Below are 16,905 nucleotides of genomic sequence, written 5' to 3' on the forward strand. Positions count from 1 at the left end.
GGCTAAGAGGCAGCCTGATCGAGGACAAATGCCGGGAAGCGCTCCTATTAGCCACCAAGTTGCAGAGCCTACCTTTCGATACCGCGGTGCCGCAGGCATTGGTTGTGCTCGTCCAACTCACCGTCGCGGCTGTTGGCCCGCTGCTTGGAACCCTCGTCGCCGCGGTGATTTTGGCCAGCCTGCTAGCCAATGGTGGATTTGTCTTCTCTCTGGAGCCGATGAAGCTCAGCTTTAAGAAAATTGACCCCTTTGAAGGGCTGAAGCGCTTGGGGTCTGCTCGTTCCATGGTCGAAGTCTGCAAGACCATGTTCAAGGTATTGGTTCTCAGCGCAACCTTTTCCATTGTCCTTCTCGGGATGTGGAAGACAATGGTCCCTCTGCCGATCTGCGGCATGGGCTGTGTTGGCCTCATCTTTATGGAGACAAAATTGCTGATGGGAATTGGCGCCGGCGCGCTGCTGGTCGGCGGACTGATCGATCTCCTGCTCCAGCGCGCGTTGTATCTGCGCGAAATGCGCATGACCAATACCGAAGTGACGCGCGAGTCGAAGGATCAGCAAGGAGCGCCAGAGTTGAAAGGTGAACAGCGTCGCATCCGCGAGGAGGCGGCCGACGAGCCTGCGCTTGGCGTGCATCGCGCCACGCTGGTCTTAACAGGAAGGGCGGTCCTGATCGGTCTGCGTTACGTTCGCGGTGAAACCGGGGTGCCGTTCTTAGTTTGCCGTGCCGAAGGTGAGCGCGTTTCACATGTGTTGAGTGAGGCGCGGGCACTACGCCTGACGATCGTCCATGACCATGTCTTAGCGCGTCAGCTGATAAGCACTACAAAACTCGGCCACGCGGTTCCTATGCAATATTTCCAGCCTGTCGCGAAAGCATTCTTTGCCGCAGGCTTGGCCTAGTCATTGGAAGTCCACGACTGCCCAGTTCAAAACTGACCTGGTTCCATGCTAGTGGCAAATGTCGGCTGGCCATCCGTGCCCCAGTGTCTCTGTCAGGCCAACCGCGCAACCGCGGGCCTGGGGCAATCACTCCCCTCGGATCTGCCACCCAGCAACTACGGCAAGTCCTCCGGGCATGACCTTTCAGCCTCTGCTGGCCGGTGCGTGGCGCAGTCCGAGGTTTTGAGGCCGGCAGTGCGGATTTGATTGGTGCAGCCGTTGGAATGCCCTCGTCAGCTAGTCGTCAACTAAGCGCCCTATGTTGAACAGCCGTGCTAACTTGAGCTCGGTTGCGAAACATAGGAGTACGAATCGTCATGTATGGTCGAATTGGCTCATCCGATAGTTACCGCGCGCATAATGCCGGCGAGCAATCGGATGCAGGAAGCGAAGGGTTCGCGGACACATTTGCCCGAATGCACTTATCCGGATCGGAAGGTAGCGGCGCCTCATCATCGGCGGCTCCCCAAGCATACTCCCTCAATTCCCGACCTCCTGTGGTGGAGATCAACAGGACTTCCTTCAGGAGACAGGTGAGGCAATTTCATGGTGATGAAATCACGCACATCGCCGACAATCCTCAAGAGTATTCGGAGTTCGTATCGTCACGAGCCAGGCGCACCGCGGACGTTGCTCAGCAATATGGCATCCGTCGAGATACGGAGCACGCGCGATATTTCAGTTACCAATTGGGAGACCGGAGTGCCGGACTGCTGAGAATGGAAGGCGGATTCAGCATGAACGAGTTCGAATCGGAAAGTTGGCGGGAACAATTTCCTGGTCGAACTGAGGTCACTTCCATAGTGGATCTTCAAGTCGCCCATCCGCTCGTCGAAAATGCGGGCGATATTCTGCTGGAGCATCAACTTCGGATAGACGGCGACCGACCGTTGCTGAATTGGCGTGCGGCTAATCCGGAAGCACAAGCGCGCGCGCAGACGATGGGGTTTGTTGAAGTGGATCATGGCGACCTGGTGCTTGACCCTACGCAGCATCCCGACAAATGGACGAAGAACAGTGCCGGTGAGTGGCAGCGTGCAGGCAAACCTCCACTCTATCTCCACAAAACCGAGGACAGCGACAGCAGCGATAGCGGGTCTGACGACGATTTCATGTGATTTGTCGACCCGCCGCCGAGCCTTGCAACTGGTGACGGTTGCAAGGCTGTTGGCAGTGAATGCTAATTGTCCGGCGACAGCCCCGCCTTAGCGCCAGCGCCGCCGAGCGATCCAGCCCATCTCCCAGACAATAAACTGCGGATGCGCATCGTGGGTGCTTGCGAGCGGATTGTATTCGGGCCGGAACTCCGCCTCTTGGATACGAGCTCTCCCGAATCCAATTTTCTCCACCACACCGTTGGGTCGTTGCGATGCGCCGATCCCGATCGGATCGGCTATGCCTGCTCCGCGCTCGCAGGAAGACCTTCCGCCTCGATCTTGGCGGCGCGATCTCGGCGATAAGTTGGATGGGAGGCAAGATACGCCGCCACGTCAACAGCAGGTAACGCGACATCGCAAATCGGCCCTGACGGTAGCCGATCGACTCCAATCGCCGGACCGCAACTCGCGCAGCGGCATTCGCGGTTTGGCCAGGAGAAATGCTCGCTGACTCACAGCGTGGCCGGCCGCATTCTGCCCTAGACCCCAAAGTACGTGCCCTGTCATGCAGCCTGCGCCGACGGGAGCTCGGCACGCGAATGGCGTGGTTGGCGGCCAAGCCCCGAGGTCAACAAGGACTTACAGAAAGCGGGGGTGAGTTTGCCGCGATGAATTATGACCTTCTCGCGACCGGACCTAGCATCGGCTTCCTCTCGCTCTCGATTGTAGCCGCGCTGTTCGTTGGATTTAACGTGGCAAGCGGTGAATTCGGAATCAGCCAGCCCTTCCAAGTTTCTGGCCATGACGGGGCGACTCGTGTGGATGTGCACCCACATCGGGCTCGGCATCGCACCATTGACCAGCATCTTGGGCTGCAGCTTCATCTCAAACAGCTTTCCTGGCTCGCCACGCAGCGCGACCGGTGCCTCCGGCGGCATCAATTCGTCGGCATTGCACAAATGTTCCAGGTATTTTTGCGCCGGAAATGCGTAGGTCTTCATGCAATCAGTCGTAATGCCGGCTTTTCCTTCATTCAATGCGTTGGCCTGTCCCAGCACCATGTTCAGCAACCCTTTGAGCTGGTCTGTGCGTTCGTGCACTTTGGGTAGCTGGGTGGAGGTGAGTAGCAGGCGTACATTACGCCCCTGCAACCCGGCGAGACAGGTTTGCATCTCAATGGCCTGGGCTCGCAGGTACTGGGCCACATCGTCCACGACCTTACCGGCCTCCTCAGGCTTCATCTGGCGCACTTGGGAGACGACGCTTTGCTGACCGGCCAGATCGAACTGCAAAAGTTCGTCCAATCGTTTGAGCCGCTCCGTCAATACCTCCATTGACAACGCGGCGCCCCCGATTGTCGAGCCTGCCCCCGACGAACTCGCAGCCACCTCTTGCGCTCTCACCTGTGTACTCGCAACTTGATCCGAGCGCGCGAGAACCTTGGCTGCTGGCACTGTGCCGGCGTTCGCAGCGACTGGTGTTGATGGCTGCCCGGCGGCAGAAGTCCCGGCGCGAGCTGCCGACTTATGCTTTGACTTCCCTTTCCTTCGCGCTGTAGTGCCTTCTGACACTGCAGCCGTACCAGCAGTGTCAGCCGGTATCGCAGCGCCTGCCCTGGCCGGCATCGCAGCGCCCGCCTGGGCCTGTGGCGCCATGATGGCTGACGGCGGAGACTGCAGGTTCAACAAGTGCATGGCATCGTGCGCAGTGATCCATGCATCGTCCACGATCCGTTCGAACAGTTTCAATGGGAGGCCGGCATCTGGGTAGGTATGGCTTAGCTTGGTATGCACCTCGTGCAACGCCAATCCAAAATCCGAAAGCCGCTCCATGATTTTTTCTACAACCGCGCAATCATGAGCGTTGAGTGCTTTGCCATCATCCATTATGCCCTTCGCCAAAGAGAGGGCGCGAAGAGCTTCTTGAACGGCGCTTGCCATCAGCTGCACCACTCCATTTCGACCGACGAGGAGTTCCTTCAAATCTGGCTCGAACCTGCTCGCCCGCAGTTCAATCTTGGCCCGCGCAAGACCGATCCGCTCACGGACCAGCCAGATCCTGACACTCAGTACCGAGCCGGCACGCAGCCGCAGTGCGCACCGCTCGGCTTCCCGCATCACGGGCGTTCCACTGGATAGGCTAGCGGTGGCAGCGCAGGCGGATCGCTGCCGTTCGGAGCGCCATGCCTTTTTTTCCCACCACTTAATTGCCGCCGTATGGTGGTTCTCCACATTTAAAATCAACAGCTCCTGCCGGTCCGCCTGGGAGTAGGAGTAGAGTTTATCGACCATACCTGCCGCTTTCTTGGTCTTTTTGTCCAATTTCGTGATCGTCGACAGGCCAAGTTTGTCTACTTCATTCGCGGCGTCGCACACGATCTGGCAACATCTACGCACCTTGTCGTCTGGCATAATTGTCTGCGCCTCAGCCGCAGGCAGGCTAGCGCGGTACTCCAGAATTGCTGAGGCTGCATCGACGACCCGACTGATCAGCTCCACCGCCTCCTCGGGGACGTCGGTTTTCCTGGCCGCAGCCTCGCAATCAGTCAGTTGTTGAACAAGACTGTTCATTCTGAGCTGTGTCGGACTGATATCTTCATTTGACGATGAGCTGGTGCCTTCCACCTGCGCGGTTGATAGTTGGCTACCGACCGGCGCCATGGCTTCGCCCTCAGACATGGAGGGAGAACCGCGCCGCCTTGCGGCTGCGCCACGTGGCGCTACGGTTCCGCGTGGTGGCGCAGCGGCTCCACGTGGCGGTGCGTTCAGGATTTGATCTTCGCCAATCGAGGCGCCTGGCAGACTTTCGCGGGCATCGCCTGGACCGCGCGCAACTGGAAGGGAGGAGGGCCTCCTATCGGCGTCCCCAGAGCGCATCTGCTCCACAACGGAATCGAATGACTGTCCACCTTCTCCCGCAGCAAGACTTGATTGCGAAAGGGAACTGCTCGCCCGCCCCGCGCGGCTGGCTCCAGTTTCAGCCTGCGATTTCCGTGGTCGGCCAATGCCCTTCATATTGCGTCTCCGTAGTAGGCGAGAATGTGCTGCTATTGTGCTGGCGGCTGACGAGACCAGCGGCATCTTTCGGTTAACGTCACGGTCAGCCAGACCCGCGACGGCGTAATGTTCCCGCCAAAGTGCTTCTCAGTAGCAGGCCAAGATTGGCCCGAGCTCACAGGACTTTCGCAACGTTGCCATCGATGTCCTGAGATTATCAGCGCTTCAGTCCGCCGATTTCCAGGAACAGCGAATGAAATCAGACCAACTCGGCTAGCTCCCCTTCCTAGACACGTGCCTGACGATTTTATTGAGGCGTCACTCCTCTCGTTCGCCACCGACAAAGTCACACATTTGCTTCAGAGAAGCGTGTGCGTTGCGTATCGCGCGGGAAACCATTTCGATCTATAGTTACAAAAAGTGTCGAGACGGGACCTTTGGATCCGAAGGTCAGGCACGGCCGGCCTAGATAGACCGCTTGGCTGACGATTAGCTGACGATGGGAGTTCTCACGAACAGGGCAAGAAAATCCGACCGCTTCAAGCTTTCGATATGGTGAGAAGAGGATCCGCACCGGCCTCCCAAAGCCGGCAGACCATCCCATGTTCGTACTCGCCGACCTTCTCGAAGCCAATGAGCTCACCGCGCCGGGCCGTGATGTGCAGGCGAGAGAATGGTGATGCAAAGACCGAGTTCCTGCTCGTTGCGTGCGCCCGTGGAGCCAGCAAGAATACGGTCATTGCGGTCATGCAGCACGTGGACCGTGTCTCCTGTTCGACACCACAGCATCGAGGATGCAAACGAGCTGCTGCGGCTGCCATTCGGTCGCGGCATGCGTGGACGGCGGGATTGGCCGAACAGCCGAGATCGTGGTCGACTGTTCGATGCGAGAGCAACATCCTGCAGAGCATACGTTTTTGCGCTGGCCGGTTTTTGTCAAAAGCCGTCAGGTTCTCGAAAGCTCCCGCCCTTAGCTTGATCGAGGTTAACCTTTAACACGTCGCCGCCAATGGCAAATGCCGGAGTACCTGATGATAGCAGCAATTGGGAGTGGAGTTGGCAACCTCGGGACTTCCTTGATCCGAAAGGGCCATGGGGATTCGAAATCCGAGCATTCTGGTGATGGCAAGCCGGCTGGTGGCAATGATGGCAAGCCAGCTGGTGGGAATGATGGCAAGCCAGCTGGCGGGAACGATCGGGCGGATAACCGGACCGTTTCAAATGATCAACTTCAAGACAACTCACAGTCTGCAGCACAAAGTGAAGCCTTCCAAAGTATCCTGCGATCGTTCGCGTTCCAATTCGCGAACGATGCGATGGCTGAGGCCGATGAAGCTTTGGATGACACAGAAGATGCCTGACGCGGGAAAATCCGGCGTGAGGTCATACAGGCCGTTATTGACGGCACAACTCCAACAGAAAAAGGAATGATCATGGCTGCAGTTGATAATAATAAGAAATCAGGCAATACCAATACCAGTAGCGCCGGCAATACCGATAAAACTAACAGTGGCACTCCCGGCAATACAAGCGGAGCTGATGCTACTGCTTTTCAGGCGCAAGTGCAAGAACTAACCAATGTTAGCTTGGAGGCGACGAAAAGGAGTGTCCAGTTGCGCACTCTAACGACCAATCTCCAGACCATCAAGAAGGCCGCCGACGAACGCGTTTCGTAATGTCGGAAGCGGCTTTTAGACTGCCCCTAGCGCGTCTCCTTATTGACGCGACGTAGTCCCGAAATGAGCCGCATGGCAATTGCCGTGCGGCTTCTATCCTGTTTGAGAGATGCTCTGTGGATGACGCCGTTTCCCTCCGTTTCGAAGTGCTTTCGGGGCTCTATTGCGGACTGACCGGCAAGACGGATCTTCAAACGTGTTTAATCGGCAGCGGCTTCGATGCCGATTTGGTCTTTGTCGAGCAAGGACTGGCACCGCATCATCTTCGTGTAACTCTTCTTGGCAAGTCGATCGAACTCGAGGCGCTTGCACCCGGACTCAGTATCGAGGGCAACCGGAATATCGCCGCAGGCCAGTCCGTTGTTGTGCCCCTTCCTGCCGTCCTGCTCGTAGGCGAGATGTCCATTGCTTGGTCCGTGCAGGATGCAGAGCCGCCTGGTTCGACCGGCATACCGCGCCTACCGATCGGTGTGCTCGCCATGGTCATAATCAGCTCACTCGGGATCGGCGCGCTTTCGGGCATGTTCTCCTATCTTGGCAATGCAAGTGGATCGAGCCCCAATTCACTTCGGGCTGAAGTCGCGTCCAGAACGATCAGTCACCGCGCTGACAATGAACTTACGGGGGCAGCGGCCAAAGAGCTGCAGGAGGAAGTCGATCGAGCGGGTCTTCTCGACGTCAAGATTGGCTCCGCAAAGGGTGTTGTGACCGCCGAGGGCACCGTCACGTCTGAATCGGTCATCAGCTGGCAGAAGCTTCAGCAATCGTTCGATCGTCGCACCAAGGGTACTCTAACACTGGTGAACGGAGTGCTCATCAAAGAGGAGAAGGCGCCATCCGCAATCGCGGTCGAAGCTGTGTGGCATGGGGCCCAACCGTATCTTGTCATCGACAGCGAGAAGTATTTTGTCGGGGCCATTTTAGCTGATGGATGGGTAGTCGATCGTATTGAGGACAGCCGTGTGCTGCTGAGCAGGAATGGCCGCATTGCTGCTCTCCCATATTGAAAGCTCGCAGGCCCCATCAAGCAGCACTCTATGGCCAGCCAAACATCCTGTGGCGCTCGGTGCTGACAAGCTGGCTGCGTTGGAAACATTTGCTGCCCAGCCATTTCGCGCCTGTTTGTGGCTCTCATGCAGGGTCACGCGCTGGCCAAGGCCGAGGCGCCTTCGGAGTTCGAAAGCTACGTTTCAGGGCGTAACAGCAGAGTAAGTCTCAACCGATTGCAAAGGTGTCTCGATGGCCAACGTCCTGCGTGACTTCATCAAGCGTGCGCCGGCCAGCCCGGATTTAATGGTTGCGTTGATGCTGCTTCTGGCTGTCGCGATGATGGTCATGCCTATCCCGGTCGTGGTGGTCGACGCACTGATAGGATTCAATATGGGGTTGGCCATACTGCTGATGATGGTTGCCCTGTATGTCAGTACTCCACTTGATTTTTCCTCTTTGCCCGGCGTTATTTTGATTTCCACTGTATTCCGTCTCGCGCTGACGGTCGCAACGACGCGACTGATCCTGGCCGAGGGGGAGGCCGGCAGCATTATTCATACCTTTGGCGATTTCGTCATCTCAGGCAATATCGTGGTGGGTTTCGTCATATTTCTGGTCGTCACCATGGTGCAATTCATGGTCCTCGCGAAGGGTGCCGAACGGGTGGCAGAAGTGGCGGCGCGTTTCACGCTGGATGCTCTGCCGGGCAAGCAAATGGCGGTCGACGCAGAGCTACGCAACGGCCACATCGATGCCAACGAATCCCGCCGGCGGCGCGCCGAATTGGAGAAGGAAAGCCAACTCTATGGCGCGATGGACGGCGCGATGAAATTTGTGAAGGGCGATTCCATCGCCGGGCTGGTGGTTATCTGCATCAACATGCTGGGTGGAATTTCGATCGGCCTGCTCTCCAAGGGCATGTCCTTCGGCGAGGTACTGCATCACTACACTCTGCTGACGATAGGCGATGCATTGATATCGCAGATTCCGGCCCTTCTGCTCTCCATTACTGCGGCGACCATCGTCACCCGTGTGACTGGGACGGCGAGGATCAACCTCGGTACAGAAATGGTCAGTCAGCTCACGGCCAGCACTCGAGCCTTGCGACTGGCGGCCGGCGTCCTGGTTGTAATGGGGTTCGTTCCTGGGTTTCCCCTCCCCGTCTTTCTGATGCTGGCCGCAGTGTTCGCTGCGGTAAGCATTGTCAAGGCTGATGTGCTGGGCGCCGGCACTGCCGATGCGAAAGGTGGAACTGCAGCGGAGCCTAAGCAAGCCGCGCCTGCGAAGGAATTCCCGATCGCATTTTTTCTAGCGCCAGATCTTATGCAGGCGGTCGATCAAGCCGAATTGCAAAAACATATTGGGCGCGTTTCGCTCCTGGTCACAGCCGATCTGGGCATTATCGTTCCTCGCATCCCTGTCTTGGTTGACGAGCAGCTGCCTGAATCGCAATTCCGAATTGATGTCGAGGGCGTGCCAGTCGAACAGGACGCCTTAGATCCAAACCAGATGGCGCTCCGAGCCGATGTAGCGCACGTCGACTCGAGCGGTGTCCCCCTTAGACGTGAGCCGAAAACGGACAGACTCCCGGTTGAACATACCCCTGCAAAGGCCCTTACGGGCGCCGGCACGGAGCATAGGGCTCCCGGCGAACTCCTCGCCTTGCGCGTCCATGCAGCGTTGACCCGCTACGCACCGCGATTGGTGGGCATCCAAGAGACCCGACATTTCCTGGGCCGAATGGAGCAGGAATATTCTGAGCTTGTGAAAGAGGTGCTACGCACGACGCCGATTCCTCGGATTGCCGATGTTCTGCGCCGCCTCCTGGAGGAAGGTATCCCAATCCGCCACACCCGTCTCGTGTTGGAGGCATTGGCCGAATGGAGCGAGCGTGAGCAGAACGTTGCCCTGCTGACGGAATATGTCCGTTCTGGTTTGAAGCGACAGATCTGCCACCGCCATGCCAACACGGAGGGCATCGTGTCCGCCCTGGTCGTCGAGCGCGAGAGCGAGGATGTGATGCGTGGCGCGGTTCGAGATTCGGATGCAGGCCCCTATCTCGCACTGGAGGATCGGCAAAGCGAAGCGATGCTATCACAGATACGTCAGGTCCTTTCGAACGCAGAACCGGGTCAAACCCGCCCTATTCTGTTGACGTCGATGGATGTCCGACGTTTCGTCCGCGGCTTTCTGACGCGAAACGGGGTTGATCTCGCCGTGCTGTCTTATCAAGACCTCGCCTCCGACTTTACAATTCGCCCCGCAGGATCCGTCACACTCCCGCACGGATCGAACAGCGGATTGTTAGAGTAGTCCCACCTTTCCTAACTGAACGCCACGCGCCTCCCCGATAACTGAGAGATAACATGAATAGTAATACAGTTTCTCCATCGCCTATGTTTCTGCGCCGGAACTCACTTCTTTTTGCCGTACTCGCCATTCTGCCTTTGGGCGGTTGCGCCAGCTGGCAAAAGCCGGCTCTTTCCGTGCAGGAGACATCTTCCCCCGAGTTGCTCAGCGCCGATCAAATCGATCCGGCTATGCGCGAACGCATTTTGCGCGAAGTTGGTCAGGATGTTCAAGAGCGGGCTTTGCGGGATGAGGTGAAGCAGCACCCGGACAATGTTGATGCGGCGATACGACTTACAAATGCCTTGGTGGGCCAGAAGCGCCCGCACGAAGCGGTTGAGGTGCTCGACAGCGTCTTGGTTGCAGCCCCAGGAAACGTACGTGCATTGAATGCGAAGGGCGTGATTTTGGACATTGAGGGGCGGCATGACGCGGCACAGGCCCTGTATCGGCGAGCTCTCGAAAACGAGCCAGGCAATCAGATGGTGCAGCATAACTTCAATCTGTCGCTTGCCTTTAACGGCAAGTCCGAACAACCAAGGTTAGCACGATCGCAATAGGTGGGCACAGTGCATGCGCAGCCTGTTCCCCGGCTCGAACACGCGCTCGGCTCCCATCATAGATGGCCCACTGAAGAGAGCCATATCTATGCAAAACAGTTGCTCCAGATCTGGCCGGCAGAGATCGGCAGGAGAGCCGGATGACATCACGCGGCCACCCGCAAGGCCACCCGCCTCGCTTCGTTGCCAGAGCGCCCTCTCCCTCGCCGGTCACCGTCTCGCAATGCGGCGACCTGGCTTAAGGCGGTCGACCGAGCGCCCGATGCAGTAGCCATGAATACGTAACGCAGCGATGGACCCGCCGGATCGTGTCGCGCTTGTGCTGGCCGTCCCTGCCATTACAGCACGGTGATTGTAGCTGGATCATATTCTAGAGGCATCGATGGTGTGGATGCCTTCGATCCAAACAATCGATTTGTTGAATTCGTCCGCCTGAGGAAATTAGCTGCGGCGATCCGACTTCCGACGCCTGCAGGCGCAAAACCAACAGCGTGAGCGCTGCGGGTCCGGAGGCAGGCTGCAAAGTGCAATCACCAGCGCTGATAAGCGGCAAGTGAAGAATGTATCGCTCGGGCAACTCCTGTGTTGTGCACGGTTGCCCCGCGAGGTGAACTGTAGCAGCTTGGCAGCTCAGCGTTCACGAAAGGAGAAAAGATTTGGGGCCAAGCAAAGACCGGCTTTTTTGATTGTCTTGCTGTATCGCTATGGTGGGGCGGGCGCGACCGCTCCCATAATTCAATACGCTGCCTTTAGCGATGGACGATGACGGGATGCGTCGCCGAGACTTCAATGGTGGAGGAGCAGCGCACCCGTCGATCCATTTGCTTTCAGCGGCAACCGCCACTATGAAGCGACACTTCGCCCAACTGTGTTTCAAGCTGCCCGGAGAAGTTTATGACAGAAGAACCCCACAAGACCGACATCCTCATCGAGCTCACTGCCGATGTTGTATCAGCCTACGTCTCCAACAACCCCGTCCCGGCGGGGGAGCTTCCTGCCCTGATCGCCCAAGTGCACGGGGCTCTAAACGGCACGGCTGGACTCATACCGGCAGAAGAGCCTGTGCCTGTAAAAAAACCTGCTGTCCCGATCAAAAAGTCGATCGAACCGGACTACATCATTAGCCTTGAAGACGGCAAGAAATTCAAATCGCTAAAGCGCCATCTGGCGACGCACTATGGTCTGACCCCAGACGAATATCGCGCCAAATGGGGTCTGCCGTCGGATTATCCCATGGTGGCGCCGAATTACGCCGCTGCGCGCTCCGCCTTGGCCAAGACCATGGGACTCGGCCGCAAACCGAAAGAGCCGGAAGCCCCAGCCACGGCGCCGGCGAAACGGACCCGCAAGAAGGTCGCAGCCTAAATCCGTATCAACAGTCGTTCGGACGCGCAGCAGCCGTTGGCCCAATCTGCGCGGAATCAAAGGGCGGGGATGAGCCCCGCCTTTCCCGTCCAAGAGCCTCATTTCCAGAGTAATTCATGATGGCTCCAGCAATCCCTGCCGCGGCATTAACTTGCATGCTCCGGCCCGGGTTTCGAGCCGTCAATGCGTTCCGGCGATGACGAACCTTGCCAAGGCTTTCCCGGACCGTTAGCCAGCCTTGCTGAGGCTGCCTGCAGAGGACTTTCCCGTGCGGCGATCCTGTTCCACCTCGTAGTTGATCTTCTGGCCCTCATTAAGGGTCGACAGGCCCGCTCGTTCAACAGCGGAAATGTGGACAAAGACATCCTGACCGCCGTTGTCAGGCTGAATAAAACCAAAACCCTTCGTGCTGTTGAACCACTTCACCGTTCCAGTCGCCATATCCATTCCTTTGTAATAAGTCGCAACTTAGGCAGGCCATTCACGCCAGCCTGATTTGTACACGAGACTTTAGGCGCATCAAAATCGGAAAATTGCAAGGCCCACTCGATCGCCTGATCTCCAGCAGCAACTGCAACATATGCGAGGCGCGTGCCAGACGAGGCGTATGCCAGACGTTTCGTCGTGCGCTGTCGCTCGAACGTTGACAGAAACAATGACACACCTTGCAAACTCGGCACATCTTGTGGACGTGCTCGGGTCGCTTCTCGACTGCGATACCCGCTCCTGACCGGGTATCGTCGGCCAAAATGAGAGTTTTTGTCATGTGCCGCCAGACCGAAAGATCAGGCGCGCAGCGACCTGCACATTCAAACCGGAACCCGCGAACCTCGATTAGCTTCTGCCTGCTCCGAAGGGCGGTAGCCTGCTCTGAGGCGGGCCACTGTCGGGTTGAAAACCAACTGTCGGGTTCGGAACCCCAGATTGTCGGCAAGGTACGCGCCGCCCACTGGTTGGCCAAAGGGGCACTGGCTCCTGATCCTGCCGCCATGCTCGCCCGATCTCAACCCGATCAAGACAGGTCTGCTCAAAACTCAAGGCGCGGCTGCGGAAGAAGGCGGCCAAAACTTTCGACGCTCTCTGCGGAACTCTCGGCGATATCTGCCAGCTGTAGGAGCCAAATCAAAAACCATTAATTGCGACAGGTGATTTTATGACATTCATTGCGAAGAGGCCAGAATGAACAGCGGAAGAGAGTAGCAGCTCTCTGGTCGCGGCGAGGTGGATCGTCGACACGATCGGCACCTGGCCCGTGCGGGGATCGCACCGCAGCCAGCACCAGAGCCAGACCTTGACCGCTTGCCTTGCTCAGGCGCCACAACAACGAGTGGCTGGAAGCAGATCCACGTGAACTCAGCGATATCGATCAGACGATGCTTACCCTCATGAAAGCCGATCCCGACGCTGTCCAGCGCCGCGAAATCCTGACCAGCATATGGCGCATCGGATGCCACCGCCTGCACACTCACCATCGACATGCCGGAACTCGGAACCAAAGGCCGCAAGCCTCGCCGGCCTCGGCAAAATGGAGCGGCCGCGCCTTCATCCGGGGCGGCCGGGCCAATGTTCGCCAGGCCCTCTACATGCCCGGCCCTTCGCCCTGCGCTTCAACCCCGACCTCAAGGCAAAATACCAGGCGCTAAAGGCGGCAGGCAAACCCGCAAAGGTCATCATCTTGTTGCGAAAGCTCCTCATCCTAGCAAACGCTCTCCTCAAGGCGCAGCGAAAATGGCCCCTAAAACCCTTGACCGAAACGGATACCTTAGCCTTTCAGGTGAGGCGGGCCGAGATAGACCAACCGCGGGTTTAACTTCGCGAGTTTAAGCTGATTATGCCGATGCAACTCTAGCGCCTGCGCGACCGTTTTAGCTTCCATCAACAAGGCGGCAGGCTGGGAGGAAGTACCCTCCCCTGCCGCGAACAAGCTTTGGACAAAGCCCCACCTTGTCCGTAATGTGATCGGGAGGCCGGGGCGCGGCGGTGCTCAGCGGATGTGACGCGCGAGATCTGCGACCCTACCCATCAGCACTTCCATCGGTCCTCGCTGGAAGATGCGCAGCCAAAGCACCGCAAAAGTGCTGATAACCACAACGAAGCCAAAGAGCGTGGACAGGCTCTCGTCTTTGAAAATGTTTATCTTCATAAGATAGGCTATTCCCGCAATGTGCAGCACATAGGCCGTCAAAGACATCGAGCCGACTGCGATTATTGGCCAGACCAGCTTTCGCAGACGCGGGAGCGCATCCACAGCGAGCATGCAAGCCGCCAAGATGATCATTGCGCAACCGGTGCTGCCCACGATCGAAAGCGTCGTTTCGCTATGAGGTGCGGCTATCCATGACGACTTGACTATAAATGACGACTTGGAAGGCTCAAAAGCGCCGTCAACGTCAGACCACCACAAGGAGGTTTCAGTCAAAGCGCGGGAACTCAGCGCGAGCAAGGATCCCCCATGGCCCAACACGGCCAGCGCGACCCCCGCCAGACCAAGGCGCCAATGCGCTGCTAGCGTATTAAGATTAAGGCGCGCGATGGCCATGCCAGCGATGAGGAAAGGAACCCAGGTCACCGCGGGATAGTAGCCGTTGACCATGAGGTTGAAGACCGGGTCGAGGAGGTTGGGGGCAACCGACAGAAGGGAGGAACGGACTTGCGGGAGAACTAATGCCGTAGCGGCAGCGATCAAGCCCAGCTGATATGCGCTGAGCCGATGGAGCGGCAATACCAACAAGAAGCAAATTCCGTAGTATTCTAGGATGACTTCGACCTGGGTACCGAGGCAGCCCAGGATTGAGCCAAGCGCGAGCAAAACAAGGGCACGAATTGCGACTCTGGCGATGGCCTGTCTACCGGCTATCCCCGACTTCGGCGCCTTGCGACCTGTAATCAGGAGGATTGAAAAACCGGCCAATACGGCAAACAGGGCCGACGGCCGCCCATGGGTTAGTTCCATCAGAAACCCGACTAGTCCTCCTTCGCCGGGGTCGGGACCGAGATGGGCGGCATACATCCCGAAGACAGCCAGGCCCCGAGCGAGGTCGATGCCGACCAGCCGATCTACTACCGACCCATTCCTAGCGTCGGCAACCGGTGCCTTCATTACCATGGTAGATTCCCTTGTTGGGTGTGTGGATCGCGGGAGCCGCGATAGGAGAGCCGGTCGGCTGCTGCCGTCGCCTCGTGAAAGGGTTCAAAACATCGCGCCATCTGGCGCATCGAGCCGGCGACAGAGCTGTTCAGCCATTAGCCTGGGGTAAGAACAACAGATCGGCTCACAAAGCCTGTGTCACGGACCTGAAAAGTGGTGTCGCGGAACCGTCGTTTTTTGCATGATGGCTAAGCCGAGAGATCCACTGCACCGACGAGAGACTCAGCGACGTTAGATATCCGATCAGTACGCCGCGGCTCCGCCGGTGACGATCACCCCGGGTGTCAAGGCCAGGGCGTAAACCTGCCATAATCTGTGGTAGTGCGCCCGCGACCAATCCGTTCGACAAAGCTCGGCGCATGGTCGAGCCAATCATATTCTTCCATGTGGCTGTTGCCTGAAAAACCGAAGACGCCGTTCGCTGGTCCAGCTCCAGACCTCGGCCTGCGTCGGTCATTAGAACCGGCGCGCCTGTTTCCCAAATCAATTTGCTGATGCAGCCGCCGGGGGTCACATTGAGCAAAAGTGCCGAGTTCAGGACGGGTTTCATAGGGGCTCTTCGTTTGGCTTTGTTAACGACCCCTTTCTTGCAAGTTGTAGCTGACAGCAGCCTGAAAGCTCCCCAAATAATTCGCTGCCGCCGGTTCAGCCTATTGTCAGCTTCGACCAATAAGATGGGAGCCTTGCCCTCATACCGGAGCTCGGCAGCATGATGCGAATACTGCTCACTGAAGACGATAAGGACCTTGGAAGTGCTATGCACGATCATTTGGTGGCTGGTGGCCACGCGGTCGACTGGGCCAAGAACCTGTCCGAAGCGCGCGATTATGCAGCTGTGGTCGGCTACGACCTTATTTTGCTCGACGTTCACCTGCCGGACGGCAATGGGATCGACTATCTGCGGGAGCTGATCAAGGAACTTGAATCGGCACCGGTCATCATTCTGACAGCCTGCGATCGGATTTCGCATCGCATCGAGGGCTTCAACGCTGGAGCCGACGACTATTTGGTCAAGCCGTTCGATCTGGGGGAACTCTCAGCGCGTATCCATGCAGTGGCACGTCGCCATGGGCATTTTCCGGAGCCGCAATTTTCGGTTGGGACGCTTTCCATACAGGCAGCCGAGCGACGCCTCTTCCGCGACGGGCAGGAGGTCTACCTGACTTGACGCGGATGGGCGGTGCTCGACTACCGTCTGCCCCAGCCCTGCACGGTCGTTTCAAAAGGGAAGATCGTGGACGCGCTTTTCGGCAGACGGCGCTGATTCATACTCTAAAAGAAAATTCGGCTTCCAGTTGCCTTGGCCATGACTTTCCTTCCCGAGAGATGGGTGACAGTTCATTCCGGATAGATGGGTTACACTTTCGGCCCTTTGCAAGGAGAGCAAGGTGCCTTGGAAGGAGTGTAACGTCATGGAAGAGCGGCTGAAGTTCGTCGCCCGGCTGCTGGACGCGAGAAGATGGCGGTGCTTTGCCGGGAGTTCGATATCTCGCGCAAGACCGGCTACAAGATCCTCACGCGCTACAACGACAGCGGCCTGGAGGGCTGACGGACCGATCGCGGCGGCCCTATCGCCACGCCAATCAGCTTCCGTTTCAAATCGAGAAGCTGATTGTGCGCCTCAAGCAAGACAAGCCGACATGGGGTGCGCCGAAGATACGCGAGCGGCTGGCCCGGCTGTATCCGGATGTGCACCGGCCCGCGATCTCGGCCGTGCATGCCGTGCTCGACCGCCACGGCATGGTCGAGCGCCGCAAGCGCAGGCGCAACAGGGCGACGGGGA

12 protein-coding genes and 1 pseudogene are annotated in these 16,905 nt (G+C 57.9%); 10 read left to right on the forward strand and 3 right to left on the reverse strand.

The genetic code is table 11. From position 1 onward, the window contains the following. Together EOA60_RS01855 and EOA60_RS01860 are read left to right on the forward strand one after the other, a co-directional pair. On the forward strand, positions 1–902 hold a 902-nt coding region (locus EOA60_RS01855), incomplete at its 5' end, for an EscU/YscU/HrcU family type III secretion system export apparatus switch protein (protein WP_128311034.1). Between the two features lie 356 nt (positions 903–1,258). Beyond that, complete coding sequence (locus EOA60_RS01860; protein WP_091595847.1) at positions 1,259–2,059, forward strand: Effector protein NopP; 801 nt, start codon at positions 1,259–1,261, stop codon at positions 2,057–2,059. Between the two features lie 542 nt (positions 2,060–2,601). On the opposite strand, the gene EOA60_RS01865 is transcribed toward EOA60_RS01860, so the two are convergent. Next, positions 2,602–4,716, reverse strand: coding sequence for a hypothetical protein (locus EOA60_RS01865; RefSeq protein WP_029354840.1), 2,115 nt, complete (start codon positions 4,714–4,716; stop codon positions 2,602–2,604). Between the two features lie 1,349 nt (positions 4,717–6,065). Here EOA60_RS01865 and EOA60_RS37315 point away from each other — a divergent pair. The 6 genes from EOA60_RS37315 to EOA60_RS01895 all read left to right on the forward strand — a co-directional run bounded on the left by EOA60_RS37315 (position 6,066) and on the right by EOA60_RS01895 (position 11,974). Continuing rightward, positions 6,066–6,395, forward strand: coding sequence for a hypothetical protein (locus EOA60_RS37315; protein WP_091595908.1), 330 nt, complete (start codon positions 6,066–6,068; stop codon positions 6,393–6,395). A gap of 72 nt (positions 6,396–6,467) precedes the next feature. Next, on the forward strand, positions 6,468–6,710 hold the full coding sequence (locus EOA60_RS38660) for a nodulation protein NopA (protein ID WP_224570034.1): 243 nt from the start codon (positions 6,468–6,470) through the stop codon (positions 6,708–6,710). Between the two features lie 116 nt (positions 6,711–6,826). Next, positions 6,827–7,717 carry an EscD/YscD/HrpQ family type III secretion system periplasmic domain-containing protein gene (locus EOA60_RS01880; protein ID WP_029354836.1) on the forward strand — a complete coding sequence of 297 codons (891 nt, stop codon included), beginning with the start codon at positions 6,827–6,829 and terminating at the stop codon, positions 7,715–7,717. Between the two features lie 232 nt (positions 7,718–7,949). Beyond that, positions 7,950–10,013, forward strand: coding sequence for a type III secretion system export apparatus subunit SctV (gene sctV / locus EOA60_RS01885; RefSeq protein WP_063169272.1), 2,064 nt, complete (start codon positions 7,950–7,952; stop codon positions 10,011–10,013). Between the two features lie 53 nt (positions 10,014–10,066). After that, the gene (locus tag EOA60_RS01890) at positions 10,067–10,609 is read left to right on the forward strand and encodes a tetratricopeptide repeat protein (protein ID WP_082826568.1); all 543 of its coding nucleotides are present in this window, start codon (positions 10,067–10,069) and stop codon (positions 10,607–10,609) included. 894 nt (positions 10,610–11,503) lie between these two features. After that, positions 11,504–11,974 carry a MucR family transcriptional regulator gene (locus tag EOA60_RS01895; RefSeq protein ID WP_024505385.1) on the forward strand — a complete coding sequence of 157 codons (471 nt, stop codon included), beginning with the start codon at positions 11,504–11,506 and terminating at the stop codon, positions 11,972–11,974. Between the two features lie 228 nt (positions 11,975–12,202). On the opposite strand, the gene EOA60_RS01900 is transcribed toward EOA60_RS01895, so the two are convergent. Beyond that, positions 12,203–12,415 (reverse strand): cold-shock protein, encoded by a 213-nt coding sequence (locus EOA60_RS01900; RefSeq protein WP_008874821.1) that lies wholly within the window; start codon positions 12,413–12,415, stop codon positions 12,203–12,205. A 1,543-nt stretch (positions 12,416–13,958) separates the two neighbouring features. Continuing rightward, positions 13,959–15,080, reverse strand: a complete 1,122-nt coding sequence (locus EOA60_RS01905; RefSeq protein WP_063169274.1) for a DUF418 domain-containing protein — start codon at positions 15,078–15,080, stop codon at positions 13,959–13,961. 751 nt (positions 15,081–15,831) lie between these two features. On the opposite strand from EOA60_RS01905, the gene EOA60_RS01910 reads away from it, so the two are divergent. Then, positions 15,832–16,290: a response regulator transcription factor gene (locus tag EOA60_RS01910; RefSeq protein WP_224570033.1), complete on the forward strand. Its 459-nt coding sequence runs from the start codon at positions 15,832–15,834 to the stop codon at positions 16,288–16,290. Between the two features lie 244 nt (positions 16,291–16,534). Then, positions 16,535–16,905 (forward strand): annotated as a pseudogene (locus EOA60_RS01915) (helix-turn-helix domain-containing protein); the annotation flags it as partial.

Origin of the sequence: Mesorhizobium sp. M1A.F.Ca.IN.020.06.1.1 (assembly GCF_004023265.1) — a bacterium.
Classification (GTDB): Bacteria; Pseudomonadota; Alphaproteobacteria; order Rhizobiales; family Rhizobiaceae; genus Mesorhizobium.

Coding starts and splice junctions, on each gene's coding strand:
- EOA60_RS37315 (WP_091595908.1), top strand. CDS start 6,066: ATGATAGCAGCAATTGGGAGTGGAGTTGGCAACCTCGGGACTTCCTTG.
- EOA60_RS01910 (WP_224570033.1), top strand. CDS start 15,832: ATGATGCGAATACTGCTCACTGAAGACGATAAGGACCTTGGAAGTGCT.
- EOA60_RS01890 (WP_082826568.1), top strand. CDS start 10,067: ATGAATAGTAATACAGTTTCTCCATCGCCTATGTTTCTGCGCCGGAAC.
- EOA60_RS01860 (WP_091595847.1), top strand. CDS start 1,259: ATGTATGGTCGAATTGGCTCATCCGATAGTTACCGCGCGCATAATGCC.
- EOA60_RS01865 (WP_029354840.1), bottom strand. CDS start 4,716: ATGTCTGAGGGCGAAGCCATGGCGCCGGTCGGTAGCCAACTATCAACC.
- EOA60_RS38660 (WP_224570034.1), top strand. CDS start 6,468: ATGGCTGCAGTTGATAATAATAAGAAATCAGGCAATACCAATACCAGT.
- EOA60_RS01895 (WP_024505385.1), top strand. CDS start 11,504: ATGACAGAAGAACCCCACAAGACCGACATCCTCATCGAGCTCACTGCC.
- EOA60_RS01900 (WP_008874821.1), bottom strand. CDS start 12,415: ATGGCGACTGGAACGGTGAAGTGGTTCAACAGCACGAAGGGTTTTGGT.
- sctV (WP_063169272.1), top strand. CDS start 7,950: ATGGCCAACGTCCTGCGTGACTTCATCAAGCGTGCGCCGGCCAGCCCG.
- EOA60_RS01905 (WP_063169274.1), bottom strand. CDS start 15,080: ATGGTAATGAAGGCACCGGTTGCCGACGCTAGGAATGGGTCGGTAGTA.